The following is a 15231-nucleotide window of genomic DNA, read 5'->3' on the forward strand; positions in this document are numbered from 1 at the left end:
GAGCACATTTCTTTTTTGTAAATGAAAAATTCATTATTTCGTGAAAAAAATTTCACAGTAATGTTACATTTCTCACAGAAACAGTAAGACTATATGTAGTAACATTTTAATCAAAAGATAACAACATATTGGTGGAGGGTTATAAATGTTACAAAATAATACACGTGGAGAAGAAGAATTAATGAAAGTGTTTGAGACAATAGTCCACGGCAATGAACAAGATTTGATGCAAGAAAATGCAAATGTAGACGGCCGCTCTCCAATGGGCGTAATGGGAACGTTCGCATCTGAGAGTGCAAAATATTATGCTGTTGAGAATTTATTGTCAGATCAAGTGAAAAAAGCGATAAATGAAAATATATTATATCCACATGATTTAGATTTTTATGCAACAGGAACGACGACTTGTTCACAAATTCCGTTAGCGCAAATGCTTGCTAACGGTTTTCATACTGGACATGGACATATGAGACAACCGCAAGACATTAAAAGTGCATTGGCTCTTTCGTCTATTATTTTTCAAGCGAATCAAAATATGCAGCATGGTGGTCAATCGTTTGCACTCTTTGATATTGATTTAGCACCTTATGTACGAAAAACAATTGAGAGACATAAAAAACGATTACAATCATATCCGCTTACTAAAGAACAAATAGAAGAATTTGCATGGAAAGAAACGGAAAATGATACGTATCAAGCGTGTGAGGCTTTCGTTCATAATTCGAATAGTATGCATAGTAGGGGCGGAGGACAAGTACCGTTTATTTCTATTAATTATGGAACAGATACATCAAAAGAAGGAAGAATGTTAATTAAACAACTTTTAAAAGCGACACAAGCTGGACTTGGTAAAGGAGAGACACCGATTTTTCCGATTCAAATTTTCAAGATGAAAAAAGGTGTGAATTTTGAAGAAAGTGATCCGAACTACGATTTATTTGAATTAGCATTAGAGACAACCGCAGAGCGATTATTCCCTAACTTTTCATTTTTAGATGCTCCGTTTAATGCAGTGCATTATGATGGAAGACCAGAAAGTGAAGTATGTTACATGGGATGTCGTACCCGTGTTATGTCTAATATACATGGAGAAGAAACAGCGATTGGTAGAGGGAATTTATCATTTACGTCTATTAATTTAGTGAAATTAGCGTTAATTAGTGGTTCAAAAGAAGCGTTTTTTGAAGCGCTAAACTATTATTTAGATTTAGGAATTAAGCAGCTATTAGAAAGATATGCGTATCAATGTACGAAGCGAGCAAGAGATTTTCAGTTTTTATATTCACAAGGTGTATGGCGTGGTGGAGAAACGTTGCAGCCTGAAGACTCCGTAGCCTCGATTTTAAAACAAGGGACGTTAAGTATTGGTTTTATCGGTCTTGCGGAATGTTTAGTAGCTTTAACAGGAAAGCATCATGGGGAAGATGAAGAATCATGGAAACTTGGGTATGAAATTATTTCCTTTATGAGAGATAGAATGGATAAAGCGACAGAAGAACATCAACTGAATTTCTCAGTAATTGCAACTCCAGCAGAAGGATTATCAGGGAAGTTTGTGAAAAAAGATAGAGAAGAATTTGGCGTGATTGGCGGCATAACGAACCATAATTACTATACGAATTCATTCCATATTCCAGTTTATTATAACATTCAAGCGATAAATAAAATCTGTTTAGAAGGCCCGTTCCATGCTCTCTGTAATGGAGGACACATTACTTATATTGAACTAGACGGAGCAGCAATGCATAACAAAAAGGCATTAAAACAAATTGTACAAGCCATGGCAGAACATGGCGTTGGATACGGTTCAATTAATCATCCTGTTGACCGTTGTAAGTGCTGTAGTTATCACGGGGTTATTGGGAATGAATGTCCAAGTTGCGGGAATGAAGATGAGGCTAATATAGAAAGAATTCGCCGTATAACAGGCTATCTTGTAGGAGATATGTCAAAGTGGAATAGTGCGAAACGTAGTGAAGAGATAGATCGGGTGAAACATAAATGAAAGTGATGAATATTATTCATGATAGTGTAGTAGATGGAGAAGGATTGCGGACAGTCGTGTTTTTTGCGGGCTGTCCGCATCGTTGCGTTGGTTGCCATAATCCGAAATCGTGGAATATTTGCAACGGAACGGAAATGACAGTAGAAGAAATTGTGAAAGAGATTGCAAGTAATCCATTAACTGATGTAACATTTTCAGGTGGAGATCCATTTTTTCAAGCTGCTGAAGTGAAAAAGGTAGCAAAAATCGTGAAAGATTTGAAAAAAAACCTATGGATGTATACAGGTTATACGTTAGAAGAGATACAGAGTTCTCAAAATAATGATATGATAGAGTTGTTACATTATGGGGATGTTTTAGTCGATGGAAGGTTTGAAATTGAGGAAAAAGATTTAACACTTCCATTTCGCGGAAGCTCCAATCAACGTATTATTCGATTGAAAGAGTAAAAAGGCGGGATAGATTATATGAACAAAACGGTATTGCTTGTTGAAGATGAAAGAAGATTACGTGAAATTGTTAGTGATTATTTTCGTAATGAAGGCTTTGAAGTAATCGAAGCAGAAGATGGAAAAAAAGCGCTAGAGTTATTTGCAGAGCATGAAATTGATTTAATTATGTTAGATATTATGTTACCGGAAATAGATGGATGGTCTGTTTGTAGAAGAATTAGAAAAGAATCAGCAGTACCAATTATTATGTTGACAGCACGTTCGGATGAGGATGATACATTGCTAGGTTTCGAATTAGGTGCAGACGAGTATGTAACGAAACCATTTAGCCCGAAAGTATTAGTAGCTCGTGCAAAGACGTTATTGAAACGTGCGGATGGTGCGGTAGGAGTAGCGGAAGAAAATGCTATGTCTTTAGCTGGAATAGAAGTGAATCGTCTATCTAGAACTGTTTTAGTAGATGGAGAAGAAATTATATTGACACATAAAGAATTTGAACTTCTTGTGTATTTAATGGAGAACAAAGGAATTGTGTTATCACGTCAACATTTATTAGACCAGTTATGGGGATATGACTATTACGGTGATGACCGAACGGTTGATACCCATATTAAAAAACTTCGAAATAAGCTAGGAGATAAAGCGAAGCATATCGGTACTGTTATTCGAGTTGGTTATAAATTTGAAGAATAATCTAGAACGATTTGTGTAATTTAGCCTAGGGAAATGGTAATTTTATACTCTCTTTTGAAGGTAAAATGTACAAAAAATACTTTTTTTGTCTACAATGTTAGATAAGTGTATTTTTTTAATTGGATTTCACGATGAGTTCACAAGAAGGACACAAAACGTGACTATACTGAAAATACGAATTCACCAGAGAGGGGAAATAAAACATGGGATATTACGACGGACCAAATTTAAATGAAGAGCATAGTGAAACGAGAGAAGTGAGAAAATCAGGTAGTAAAAAAGGCTATTTCTTCACAGGTTTAGTGGGAGCTGTAGTCGGAGCGGTTTCGATTAGTTTTGCAGCACCATATATGCCATGGGCTCAAAATAATGGAGCGCCAGTATCATCATTTAGTTCGGATTCAAAAGTAGAAGGTACTGTAGTTCCTGTTGTAAATAAAGCGAAAAATGAAACTGATTTACCTGGTATGATTGAAGGGGCGAAAGATGTTGTTGTAGGTGTTATTAATATGCAACAAAGTGTTGATCCATTTGCAATGCAACCGACAGGTCAAGAACAACAAGCCGGTTCAGGATCAGGTGTTATTTATAAAAAAGCAGGAAATAAAGCATATATTGTAACAAACAACCACGTAGTAGATGGAGCAAATAAACTTGCTGTGAAGCTGAGCGACGGAAAGCAAGTTGATGCGAAATTAGTTGGTAAGGACCCTTGGTTAGACTTAGCGGTTGTTGAAATTGATGGATCTAATGTAAATAAAGTTGCCACTTTAGGTGATTCAAGTAAACTTCGTGCGGGTGAAAAAGCCATTGCAATCGGTAATCCACTTGGATTTGATGGAAGTGTAACGGAAGGTATAATCAGTAGTAAAGAACGCGAAATTCCGGTTGATATTGATGGGGATAAACGACCAGATTGGCAAGCACAAGTTATTCAAACGGATGCAGCGATTAATCCAGGTAATAGTGGTGGTGCATTATTTAACCAAAATGGTGAAATAATTGGGATTAATTCAAGTAAAATTGCACAACAAGAAGTTGAAGGAATTGGATTTGCTATTCCAATTAACATCGCAAAACCAGTTATTGAATCTCTTGAAAAAGATGGAGTAGTAAAACGTCCAGCTCTTGGAGTAGGTGTTGTTTCACTAGAAGATGTGCAAGCTTATGCAGTCAATCAATTGAAAGTACCGAAAGAAGTAACAAACGGCGTTGTATTAGGTAAAATTTACCCAATATCACCAGCTGAAAAAGCTGGTTTAGAGCAATATGATATTGTAGTAGCATTAGATAATCAAAAAGTAGAGAATGCTCTTCAATTCCGTAAATATTTATATGAAAAGAAAAAAGTAGGCGAGAAAGTAGAAGTTACATTCTACCGTAACGGTCAAAAAATGACGAAATCGGCTACTTTAGCAGATAATTCAGCTACAAAGAATCAATAATCGAAATAAAAGAAAGTCTCTTTCATATTGAAAGAGACTTTCTTTATCGGCTATACTAAAGGAATAGGAGGGATTAATTATGACAATTGAAAACCCAACTCGTACGGAAATTGGTGAAGTGTTAAAGAAAAGCAAAACAATTGCGGTTGTTGGATTATCAGATAAGCCAGAACGTACATCGTATATGGTTTCAAAAGCAATGCAAGATGCTGGATACCGCATTATTCCAGTTAATCCAACAGTAGATGAGGTGCTCGGAGAAAAGGCAGTTTCTTCACTAAAGGATATTAAGGAACACGTTGACATTGTAAATGTATTTCGTCGCTCAGAGTTTTTAATGGATGTTGCAAAAGAATTTGTAGAGATTGATGCAGATGTTTTTTGGGCACAATTAGGAGTACAAGATGAGGATACATATAAACTTTTAAAAGAAAAAGACTATACTGTAATAATGGATCGTTGTATTAAAGTAGAACATGCGATGACAAAATAGTATAGATTTAAAGGTAGAAAGATTAATTCAGCCCTCATTATAGATAAGTAGGGCCGATGAACGAGGTGTTCATCATGAGATTTTTTAAAGGCTGTTTTTGGGGATTGTTATTTGTAATCCCATTTTGGATCTTGATCATTTGGATCATAATAAAGGTTTGGAATGTGTAATCTTGGAATACATATCCATTTCTCGTTGACAAACGATTATTTTTCTGAAATAGTAGCCTAGAGGAATCCTTGTGAGAAAACAAGGATTTTTCTATTGAAAATGGTATATAAAAGAGATAAGATAACTTGCCAAAACGATAGTCGAGGCGTTATTCTATAATAGAAACATATGTTCTGATTTTGGATTAGGAAAGGGGCAAGGAGTTTGGCGAAGCATCAGTTCCAATATAATGAAGATGCGATTCAAGTGTTAGAAGGACTTGAAGCCGTTCGAAAACGCCCGGGTATGTATATCGGGAGCACGGACAGCCGTGGATTGCATCATTTAGTATATGAAATAGTAGATAACTCCGTTGACGAAGCGTTAGCGGGATTTGGCGACGAAATTTCAGTCGTAATACATAAAGATAATAGTATTAGCGTTATAGATAAAGGGCGAGGAATGCCTACGGGAATGCATAAACTTGGGAAACCTACACCTGAAGTTATTTTAACTGTACTTCATGCCGGTGGTAAGTTTGGTCAAGGTGGTTACAAAACGAGTGGTGGTTTACACGGTGTTGGGGCATCGGTTGTAAACGCCTTATCAGAATGGTTAGTCGTAACGATTAAGCGTGACGGAAATATTTACGAACAACGCTTTGAAAATGGCGGTGTTCCTGTAACGACGCTTGAGAAAATCGGGAAGACGAAAGAGTCTGGTACTACGATGCATTTCAAACCAGATACAACGATTTTCAGCACAACAAATTATAATTATGAAACATTATGTGAGAGATTACGTGAATCTGCATTCTTATTAAAAGGAATGAAAATCTCGATAAAAGATGAACGAAATGATTTAGAGGATGTATTTCATTATGAAACGGGAATTGAAGCTTTTGTTTCCTATTTAAACGAAGAAAAAGATTCCATTCATCCAGTTGTATATTTCACTGGTGAACAAAATGGAATTGAAGCAGAACTAGCATTTCAATTTAACGATGGCTACTCAGAAAACATTTTATCGTTTGTAAATAACGTACGTACAAAAGATGGTGGAACACACGAAGCTGGATTTAAAACAGCGATGACGCGTGTGTTTAACGAGTATGCTCGTAAAGTAGCACTATTAAAAGAAAAAGATAAAAACTTAGAAGGTACAGATATTCGTGAAGGTGTAGCGGCTATCGTTTCGGTACGTGTACCAGAAGAAGTGCTTCAGTTTGAAGGGCAAACGAAGGGGAAACTAGGTACAAGTGAAGCGCGTTCTTCAATTGATGCCATTGTATCTGAGCATTTAGCATACTTTTTAGAAGAAAATCCTGATGTAGCTACACTTCTTGTGAGAAAAGCAATTAAAGCAGCACAAGCACGTGAAGCAGCCCGTAAAGCAAGAGAAGAAGCGCGTAGTGGTAAGAAGAAGAAAAAATCAGAAGGTACGTTAAGCGGGAAATTAACACCTGCACAATCACGTAACCCGCAAAAAAATGAACTATACCTAGTAGAGGGTGACTCTGCCGGTGGTTCTGCAAAACAAGGACGAGACCGACGTTTCCAGGCCGTATTACCGTTACGTGGTAAAGTAATTAATACAGAAAAAGCAAAGCTTGCTGATATCTTTAAGAATGAAGAGATTAATACAATCATTTATGCGATTGGCGGCGGTGTAGGAAATGAATTTGATGTTGAAGATATTAACTACGATAAAGTTGTAATTATGACCGATGCCGATACGGATGGGGCTCATATTCAAGTATTGTTATTAACGTTCTTCTACAGATATATGAAGCCACTTATCGAAGCTGGTAAAGTATTTATCGCACTTCCTCCTTTATACAAAGTAAGTAAAGGAAAAGGTAAGAGTGAGGTAATTGAATACGCTTGGTCAGATGAGGAATTAGACGGTGTAACGAAAAAAGTTGGAAAAGGCTATATGTTACAACGTTATAAAGGACTTGGTGAAATGAATGCGGATCAATTATGGGAAACAACAATGAATCCTGAAACGCGTACATTAATTCGCGTGAAAATTGATGATGCAGCTAGGGCAGAGCGCCGCGTTACAACGTTAATGGGCGATAAAGTAGAACCGCGCCGTAAATGGATTGAACGTAATGTACAGTTTGGTATGCAAGAAGAAGGAAATATTTTAGAAAATGAAATGATTATGGAGACGGAGGTGGAATAACATGCAAGCAGAGAAGTTTCATGACCTCCCGCTTGAAGACGTGTTAGGTGATCGCTTTGCACGTTATAGTAAATATATTATTCAAGATCGTGCACTTCCAGATGCGCGTGACGGCTTAAAGCCAGTACAAAGACGTATTTTATATTCTATGTATGTAGAAGGTAATGTACATGATAAAGCGTTCCGTAAGTCAGCTAAAACAGTCGGTAACGTTATTGGTAATTATCATCCACATGGTGATTCCTCTGTATATGAGGCGATGGTACGTTTAAGCCAAACTTGGAAAGTACGTAATGTTTTAGTTGAAATGCATGGTAATAACGGTAGTGTTGACGGGGATCCAGCAGCAGCAATGCGTTATACGGAAGCTCGTTTATCACCAATTGCATCTGAGTTATTACGTGATCTTGATAAAGAAACAGTAGAATTCGTATCAAACTTTGATGATACGAGTGAAGAACCAGTTGTATTACCAGCAGCGTTCCCGAATTTATTAGTGAACGGATCTACAGGGATTTCCGCTGGTTATGCAACAGAAATTCCTCCGCATCATCTTGGAGAAGTTATTGATGCTACAATGATGCGTATTGATAAGCCAAATAGTACTGTTGATGATTTATTAACAGTTATGAAAGGACCAGATTTCCCAACAGGCGGTATTATTCAGGGGATTGATGGTATTAAAAAGGCGTATGAAACAGGTAAAGGTAAAATTATTATTCGCGGAAAAGCAGAAGTTGAAACAGTGCGTGGTGGGAAACAACAAATTGTAATCACTGAAATTCCTTACGAAGTGAATAAGGCAAACCTTGTAAAGAAAATGGATGAATTACGTCTAGATAAAAAGTTAGATGGTATTGCTGAAGTGCGTGATGAGACAGATCGTACTGGTTTACGAATTGTTGTTGAATTAAAGAAAGAAGCAAACGCCGAGGGTATTTTAAATTATTTATATAAAAATACAGATTTGCAAATTCCATATAACTTTAATATGGTAGCGATCAATAATCGTCGTCCAACACTTATGACATTACCGAAAATTTTAGATGCTTATATTGGACATCAAAAAGAGGTTATTACGAGACGTTCGCAATATGAATTAAGAAAAGCAGAAAATCGTCAACATATTGTAGAAGGTTTAAAGAAAGCATTATCGATTTTAGACCAAGTAATTGAGACAATTCGAGCTTCAAAAGATAAACGTAACGCGAAAGATAATTTAAGTGCAAAATTTGGCTTTACAGAAGCACAGGCAGAAGCAATTGTTTCCTTGCAATTATATCGCTTAACGAATACAGACATTACGGCGTTACAAGAAGAAGCAGATGAGCTTAATAAGAAAATTATTGAGCTACAGGCAATTTTACAAAGTGAAAAAAGATTGCTTCAAGTAATTAAAACTGATTTAAAGAGAGTTAAGAAAACGTATAGTGATGATCGACGCGCTATTATTGAAGATCAAATCGAGGAAATTAAAATCGATGTAGAAGTGATGATCCCACAAGAAGATGTCATCGTTACTGTAACGAAAGAAGGATATGTGAAACGTACTGGATGGCGCTCACATAATGCCTCAAACGGCAAAGACTTCGGTATGAAAGAGGGTGACATCTTACTTGAACGATTCGATACGAATACGACAGAGACAGTCCTCTTATTTACGAATAAAGGAAACTATATATATCTGCCAGTATACGAAATGCCAGATATTCGTTGGAAAGATTTAGGTCAGCACGTTGCTAATATCGTTTCACTCGACCGGGATGAAACAATCATTTGGGCAACGGTTGTACCGAACTTTGAGGAAGAAAAACGATTTATCGTATTTGTAACAAGAAATGGTATGATAAAGAAAACAGAATTAAATCAATATAAAGTTCAGCGTTATTCAAGAGCATTCGTTGCTGTAAACTTGAAAAAAGATGATGAAGTTGTCGATATATTTGCGACAGATGGAACGAGTGATATCGTTCTTGCTACACACGGTGCATATGCACTTATTTTCCATGAAGAGGAAGTAAGTCCAGTCGGTGTAAGAGCTGCTGGAGTGAAAGCAATTAATTTAAAAGAAGATGACTATGTCGCTTCTGGTAAACCGTTAAATGGTGACAAAGATCAACTTATTCTCGTAACACAGCGCGGTGCTGTAAAACGCCTAAAAGCATCAGAAATTGAGAAATCAACGAGGGCGAAGCGAGGTCTTGTTATTTTCAAAGAATTAAAACGTAATCCGTACCGCATTGTCGGTATTGAAATCGTTCGGGACGATGAATTAGTTTACATGAAGACAGAGAAAAACATTGTAGAAGAAATTGATCCGAAAGCGTATCGAAATAAAGACCGGTATAGTAATGGTAGCCTTGTGCTAGATGTTAATGATACTGGTGAAGTAGTAGAAACGTGGACGAAGAAAAGACCAGAATAAAGAGGGCATCTTGCTATGAATAGTAGCAAGATGCTTTTTTCTAGGCAATTTATTATGTAAATAATAATAATCTTGTTATAATAACTGAATGAAATCGTTCTCATAAAGTTCAACTAATCGAGCTTTAACAAGCAGTTGATTCCTCACCTAATTCCTTAGCTTTCACTGAATTTTGGGTTAGGAATCTTACTGCTCGTTAAAGCGGCACAAATGGAGGGGCAACATGAAAAAAATAGGTGTAGGGATTGTAGGATTTGGTTTTTCTAGTACGACATTTCATATCCCACTATTACAAACAATAGAAGAATATGATATTCGTGCTGTATTATCCTCAAAAGAAGAGGTAGTAAAAGACACATTACCAAACGCTAATGTTGTTAGTACAATTGATGAATTGGTGAAGCGAGCTGATGTTGACTTAGTTGTTATTACATCACCTAATACAACTCATTTTCCATATGTAAAAGAAGCAATTTTAAAAGGTAAGCATGTTGTTGTAGAAAAACCATTTGTTGTCTCAATTGAAGAAGGGGAAGAGCTTATTTCATTAGCAGAGCAGCATAATGTAATGTTAAGCGTATATCATAATCGTCGTTTTGATAATGATTTCTTAACAATTAAGAAATTGTTAGGAGAAAACAGAGTAGGGAATGTATACGCATATGAATCGAATTTTGATCGTTTCCGTCCACATGTACGTGATCGATGGAGAGAAAAAAATCTACCAGGCTCCGGTATATTATACGATTTAGGATCGCATTTAATTGACCAAGCGTTAGCAATATTCGGGAAACCAGATGCGATAAGTGCAGATGTAATAAAACAACGACCAGGTGCAGAGGTGGATGATTATTTCCACATAGTACTTCATTACGGAGTTAAACGTGTCATTTTACGTAGTAGCAGTTATGTGAAAAAAGCTGGACCACATTTTATAGTGCATGGAGAGAAAGGTTCTATCGTGAAGTACGGTATGGATTCGCAGGAAGAGCAATTAAAAAATGGAATGAAGCCAGGTGATAACGGTTATGGAGTAGACGATGAAGAGAATTTTGCTACTTTAGAAACAGAAGAAAGCTTAGAGCGTATTCCAACAGAAGTCGGTTGTTATGACAATTATTATAAAGGTGTACGAGATAGTATATTAAATGGTGAGGAACTACCTGTAACAGCAAAAGAAGGTTTAGATGTTATTAAAATGATTCAATTAGCGATTGAAAGTAGTGAAAAGGGTAGAGTCATTTCTATAAAATAAAAAGACACGAAATTCGTGTCTTTTTTATTAGGAATATGTGAATATGATTAATTAATTAGTTTAGTCGTTTATCATACATTAATTGGATTTGTATGCCATAAGGATCTTCAATAATACCATATGCTTCACTAAATATATTTTTTTCTAGCGGAGAGATTATTTTCACATGCTTATCGGAAATTAAATTATTATAAAACCGTTGTATTTCTTCTAAATTAGCGCTTTGAATGCAAAGTGACATGTTATTTCCAACGTTATAACGTTCATTATGCTTCATTGTATCTTCTGCTATCATTAGCTTTGTATTCCCAATTTGTAAAACAGAGTGAGCAATATGATCTTTATTTTCACTTGTAATTTTAAAAGAACTATCTCTTTTCGCCAGTTCTTCATACGTAACAATCATTAATTTTTTGGCTTCTAAATTACGTGTATAAAAGTTAATCGCCTCCTTTGCTTGCCCGTTCATTGAAAGAAAAATAGCTATCTCTAATGTCATAAATATATAACTCCTTTATTAGTTGATAATTATAATATAGATTAAAAAGGTTTCAATACATGATACCTTTTTGGGAGGGAAATATGAAAAAAACTGAACGAATAAATGACATGCTTATTTTCTTAAATAATAAAAGATATTTTAATTTAAAAGATTTAATGGCTAGATATGATATTTCTAAAAGTACTGCGTTGCGAGATATTCAATCATTGGAAGAAATAGGTGTACCCATATATTCTGAATTAGGTAGAAATGGAAGTTATAAAATTATAGAAAATAGTGTGTTATCGCCAATTTATTTTAGTGTGGATGAAATGTATGCGTTATACTTTTCAATTCTTACGCTAAATGGATACAAGACAAAACCATTTAATGTAGAAAGTATTGCGCTTGAAAATAAATTTAAACATGTATTACCTGATAATGTGAGTAAAAATATTTCAATTATGGAACGAACGCTTTCCTTTGAAGTAACAAATCATAGTAATTCTAGTCCGTTCTTAAAAGAAATTTTACAGGGAATTTTTGCTGAGCAAGTTTATCATTTAACATATTTAAAAAAAGGTGAGGAGAAAGCATTGGTTGCCCAATTTATTCGAATAGAATCTAAATTTGGCCAGTGGTATGCTAAAATCTTTAATTTTGAGACAAATCATGTTCAAATAATTAGATGTGATAAAATTCTTTCTATTGTGGAAACAAGCAATGTTCATCCAAAAAATCTTGAAGAATTATTAAGTTATCTTACTACCTTTCACAGAAAGTCTGATGCAATTGATTTTAGCGTCATTGTTAATCAAAAAGGAAAAGACATTTTTGATAAAGAGAATTACCCTTCCATGAGGTTGCAAAAGGAAAATGAAAATTACATTATAACAGGCTATTTTAACAAGCAAGAATCTGATTTTATTTCAAATTATTTTCTGAATTTCGGTGAAACGATTATTTCAATTCAGCCTGTTATGCTAAAAGAGTTAATCTATAATAAGGTGTTATCTATAAAGCAGCATTTAACTTCTTTAAGATAAAGTTAGTTTTAGCTATTTATTTGATATGAAAAAGCCCTTGAGATTTAAATATCCAAAGGGCTTTTTGGTGATTGTATTTGTTTTTTAGAAACAATTATTTTTCTGGGACGGACAGTCCATAAAAGAACATCGTAACGATATCTTTTATATGTTTTTCCCGATCTCCTTCAAGAAGTTGTGCTCCAAATTCATCACCTAATTTTGTAAACATTTGAATGTAAAGTAACATCATTTCTTTAGTAAGGTGTGGATTAATTTCGTTTTTGCGCTGAGCTTGTTCTAATATTTCTAAATACCAGGGTAGGATTTTTTCATTTTGATAACTATAAATAAACTTACGGAGTTCTTCGTCCCTTTGCATCATTTGTAGTAACATATCAGGTTGAAATAATCCGCCAGTATTCATTTTTCTTACAATCATTTTTTGCATCATATCATGAAAAGGTAATTTTTCTTCTGCAAGCTCTTTATAATATTGAAATTCAGATATGATAAATTCTTGTATAAGCTCCCTAAATAACGCATCTTTACTTCCGAAATGATTATAAATTGTAACTTGAGAAACGTTTGCTTCTTTTGCGATATGTTCTATTTTCACTTCATTAAATCCACGTTCTGAAAATAATACGAATGCTGCTTCTTTAATGGCACGCTTTTTCTTTTCTTTTACTCTTTCAAAGCCGTTCAATGCAATCACCTCACTTAAAATATACAAGAAAAAATAATGGAAAACAATAATTTTGAAATATGGACTAATAAATATTTCAAAAAGTTGTTGCGAATATGGAAGATGAGGAGTACAATAATTTTGAAATATCAAACATTAAATATTTCAAAAAATGAGGTGGAATTATGATTTCAGTTCAAGATGTCACAAAACAGTTTTCGAATGGAAAAGGTTTGTTTCATATTACATTTGATGTAAAAGAGGGAGAAGTATTTGGTTATTTAGGACCGAATGGTGCCGGAAAATCAACGACGATTCGTAATTTAATGGGATTTATAAAACCGACAGCTGGTAAAGCGACAATTTTTGGATTAGATTGTTGGAATGAAGCAGCGAAAATTCAAAGGGAAGTTGGTTACTTGCCAGGTGAAATTTCTTTTATTGAAGGAATGAATGGATTAGAGTTTTTAAAATTAATGCAGGGAATGCGTGGATTAAAGGATACGAAAAGACGAGATGAACTGATAGAGCGTCTGCAATTTGATGTGAAAACACCGATTCGCAAAATGTCTAAAGGAATGAAGCAAAAAGTAGGGATAGTCGCTGCATTTATGCACGATCCAGAGGTGTTAATTTTAGATGAACCAACATCTGGACTTGATCCACTTATGCAACAAGTGTTTATAGATTTAATATTAGAGGAAAAGCAAAGAGGAAAAACAATCCTAATGTCATCACATATTTTTACTGAAATTGAGAGAACTTGTGACAGAGTAGCTATTATTAAAGATGGTCGACTCGTAACGGTTGAAAATATTCACGATTTACAAAGTATGAGAAGACAGGTGATAGATGTAACAGTATCATCACAAGAAGAGATTGAGTCCCTTACAAAGTGTAATTTGCAATTTGAAGCGGTAAAAGGTAGAGAGGCATCTATCATTGTACAAGGAAACTATCAAACTGTTTTACAAACACTTTCAAACTATAATGTAACGGCACTTCAAACGAGAGCGATGGATTTAGAACATTTATTTATGCATTATTACGATAAGAAAGAAGGGGTAACGCATGAATAAGCAATTATTTTTAGCTAGTTTGAAAGAAACACAAAAAAGTATTTTGAGTTATGCGTCTGGTGCAGCTTTATATCTGTGGTTATTAATTTGGATATTCCCGTCAATGGTATCAGCGAAAGGGCTAAATGAATTAATAGCTGCCATGCCTGATAGTGTGAAAAAAATCGTTGGTATGGAAAGTCCGATTCAAAACGTAATGGATTTTCTAGCGGGCGAATACTATAGTCTATTGTTTATTATCATTTTAACAATTTTTTGCGTAACAGTTGCGACACATTTAATTGCTCGTCATGTAGATAAAGGAGCAATGGCATACTTGCTAGCAACACCTGTATCTAGAGTGCAAATTGCGATTACACAAGCTGCTGTTCTCATATTGGGACTTCTAATTATTGTATCTGTTACGTATGTAGCTGGGTTAGTAGGTGCAGAATGGTTTTTACAAGATAACAACTTAAATAAAGAATTATTTTTGAAGATAAATGTAGTCGGAGGGCTCATATTTTTAGTCGTTAGTGCGTATTCATTTTTCTTTTCTTGTATATGTAATGACGAAAGAAAAGCACTAAGTTATTCAGCGAGTTTAACTATCTTATTTTTCGTATTGGATATGGTAGGGAAGTTAAGTGATAAGTTAGAATGGATGAAAAACCTATCATTATTTACGCTGTTTCGTCCGAAAGAAATTGCTGAAGGATCATATAATATATGGCCGGTAAGTATAGGTTTAACTACTGTAGCGCTTTGTATTTTTATCGTAGCGATTGTAGTATTTAGGAAGAGGGATTTACCGTTATAGAGTAGAAAGTCCACTGAGAAAGTGGGCTTTTTTTATTTGTAAATTTAAACT

General features: G+C 35.0%; 13 protein-coding genes. 11 read left to right on the forward strand and 2 right to left on the reverse strand.

What is annotated here, in order from left to right; translation table 11 throughout:
- Window positions 1-145: 145 nt before the first annotated feature.
- The 8 genes from ACTFSL_RS10150 to ACTFSL_RS10185 all read left to right on the forward strand — a co-directional run bounded on the left by ACTFSL_RS10150 (window position 146) and on the right by ACTFSL_RS10185 (window position 11108).
- Window positions 146-2005, forward strand: coding sequence for an anaerobic ribonucleoside triphosphate reductase (locus ACTFSL_RS10150; RefSeq protein WP_440041642.1), 1860 nt, complete (start codon window positions 146-148; stop codon window positions 2003-2005).
- Window positions 2002-2454 carry an anaerobic ribonucleoside-triphosphate reductase activating protein gene (nrdG, locus tag ACTFSL_RS10155; RefSeq protein ID WP_000867076.1) on the forward strand — a complete coding sequence of 151 codons (453 nt, stop codon included), beginning with the start codon at window positions 2002-2004 and terminating at the stop codon, window positions 2452-2454. Before ACTFSL_RS10150 ends, nrdG begins: the two co-directional genes overlap by 4 nt.
- Before the next feature lie 18 nt (window positions 2455-2472).
- Window positions 2473-3150, forward strand: a complete 678-nt coding sequence (locus ACTFSL_RS10160) for a response regulator transcription factor (protein WP_001044679.1) — start codon at window positions 2473-2475, stop codon at window positions 3148-3150.
- 203 nt (window positions 3151-3353) lie between these two features.
- Entirely contained in the window at window positions 3354-4595 is a 1242-nt protein-coding gene (locus ACTFSL_RS10165; RefSeq protein WP_000542646.1) for a S1C family serine protease, read from the forward strand.
- Between the two features lie 79 nt (window positions 4596-4674).
- Window positions 4675-5088, forward strand: coding sequence for a CoA-binding protein (locus tag ACTFSL_RS10170; RefSeq protein ID WP_000151390.1), 414 nt, complete (start codon window positions 4675-4677; stop codon window positions 5086-5088).
- Window positions 5089-5463: 375 nt separating this feature from the next.
- Window positions 5464-7428: a DNA topoisomerase IV subunit B gene (gene parE / locus ACTFSL_RS10175; protein WP_001062202.1), complete on the forward strand. Its 1965-nt coding sequence runs from the start codon at window positions 5464-5466 to the stop codon at window positions 7426-7428.
- A gap of 1 nt (window position 7429) precedes the next feature.
- A complete protein-coding gene (gene parC / locus ACTFSL_RS10180; RefSeq protein ID WP_001147464.1) occupies window positions 7430-9853 on the forward strand; it encodes a DNA topoisomerase IV subunit A in 2424 nt (807 codons plus the stop codon).
- Window positions 9854-10076: 223 nt separating this feature from the next.
- Window positions 10077-11108 (forward strand): oxidoreductase, encoded by a 1032-nt coding sequence (locus tag ACTFSL_RS10185; RefSeq protein WP_440041644.1) that lies wholly within the window; start codon window positions 10077-10079, stop codon window positions 11106-11108.
- A 55-nt stretch (window positions 11109-11163) separates the two neighbouring features.
- Here the strand turns inward: ACTFSL_RS10185 and ACTFSL_RS10190 are convergent, their stop codons facing one another.
- Window positions 11164-11607, reverse strand: coding sequence for a VOC family protein (locus tag ACTFSL_RS10190; RefSeq protein WP_000171342.1), 444 nt, complete (start codon window positions 11605-11607; stop codon window positions 11164-11166).
- A 59-nt stretch (window positions 11608-11666) separates the two neighbouring features.
- Here ACTFSL_RS10190 and ACTFSL_RS10195 point away from each other — a divergent pair, with 59 nt between their 5' ends.
- Window positions 11667-12635 (forward strand): helix-turn-helix transcriptional regulator, encoded by a 969-nt coding sequence (locus tag ACTFSL_RS10195; protein ID WP_440041645.1) that lies wholly within the window; start codon window positions 11667-11669, stop codon window positions 12633-12635.
- Between the two features lie 94 nt (window positions 12636-12729).
- Here the strand turns inward: ACTFSL_RS10195 and ACTFSL_RS10200 are convergent, their stop codons facing one another.
- Window positions 12730-13332: a TetR/AcrR family transcriptional regulator gene (locus ACTFSL_RS10200; RefSeq protein ID WP_002041614.1), complete on the reverse strand. Its 603-nt coding sequence runs from the start codon at window positions 13330-13332 to the stop codon at window positions 12730-12732.
- Between the two features lie 155 nt (window positions 13333-13487).
- Between ACTFSL_RS10200 and ACTFSL_RS10205 the strand changes: the two genes are divergently transcribed.
- Together ACTFSL_RS10205 and ACTFSL_RS10210 are read left to right on the forward strand one after the other, a co-directional pair.
- Window positions 13488-14381 carry an ABC transporter ATP-binding protein gene (locus ACTFSL_RS10205; RefSeq protein ID WP_000626569.1) on the forward strand — a complete coding sequence of 298 codons (894 nt, stop codon included), beginning with the start codon at window positions 13488-13490 and terminating at the stop codon, window positions 14379-14381.
- Window positions 14374-15180 carry an ABC transporter permease subunit gene (locus ACTFSL_RS10210; protein WP_025688680.1) on the forward strand — a complete coding sequence of 269 codons (807 nt, stop codon included), beginning with the start codon at window positions 14374-14376 and terminating at the stop codon, window positions 15178-15180. Before ACTFSL_RS10205 ends, ACTFSL_RS10210 begins: the two co-directional genes overlap by 8 nt.
- The last annotated feature ends 51 nt before the right edge of the window (window positions 15181-15231 follow it).

Source organism: Bacillus cereus group sp. MYBK108-1, assembly GCF_051917185.1.
GTDB classification, from domain to species: domain Bacteria; phylum Bacillota; class Bacilli; order Bacillales; family Bacillaceae_G; genus Bacillus_A; species Bacillus_A cereus.

Excerpts from the sequence above, each read along its gene's own strand:
- ACTFSL_RS10210 (WP_025688680.1), top strand. The coding sequence starts at position 14,374 with ATGAATAAGCAATTATTTTTAGCTAGTTTGAAAGAAACACAAAAAAGT.
- ACTFSL_RS10160 (WP_001044679.1), top strand. The coding sequence starts at position 2,473 with ATGAACAAAACGGTATTGCTTGTTGAAGATGAAAGAAGATTACGTGAA.
- ACTFSL_RS10195 (WP_440041645.1), top strand. The coding sequence starts at position 11,667 with ATGATACCTTTTTGGGAGGGAAATATGAAAAAAACTGAACGAATAAAT.
- ACTFSL_RS10170 (WP_000151390.1), top strand. The coding sequence starts at position 4,675 with ATGACAATTGAAAACCCAACTCGTACGGAAATTGGTGAAGTGTTAAAG.
- ACTFSL_RS10150 (WP_440041642.1), top strand. The coding sequence starts at position 146 with ATGTTACAAAATAATACACGTGGAGAAGAAGAATTAATGAAAGTGTTT.
- ACTFSL_RS10185 (WP_440041644.1), top strand. The coding sequence starts at position 10,077 with ATGAAAAAAATAGGTGTAGGGATTGTAGGATTTGGTTTTTCTAGTACG.
- parC (WP_001147464.1), top strand. The coding sequence starts at position 7,430 with ATGCAAGCAGAGAAGTTTCATGACCTCCCGCTTGAAGACGTGTTAGGT.
- ACTFSL_RS10205 (WP_000626569.1), top strand. The coding sequence starts at position 13,488 with ATGATTTCAGTTCAAGATGTCACAAAACAGTTTTCGAATGGAAAAGGT.
- ACTFSL_RS10165 (WP_000542646.1), top strand. The coding sequence starts at position 3,354 with ATGGGATATTACGACGGACCAAATTTAAATGAAGAGCATAGTGAAACG.
- nrdG (WP_000867076.1), top strand. The coding sequence starts at position 2,002 with ATGAAAGTGATGAATATTATTCATGATAGTGTAGTAGATGGAGAAGGA.
- ACTFSL_RS10190 (WP_000171342.1), bottom strand. The coding sequence starts at position 11,607 with ATGACATTAGAGATAGCTATTTTTCTTTCAATGAACGGGCAAGCAAAG.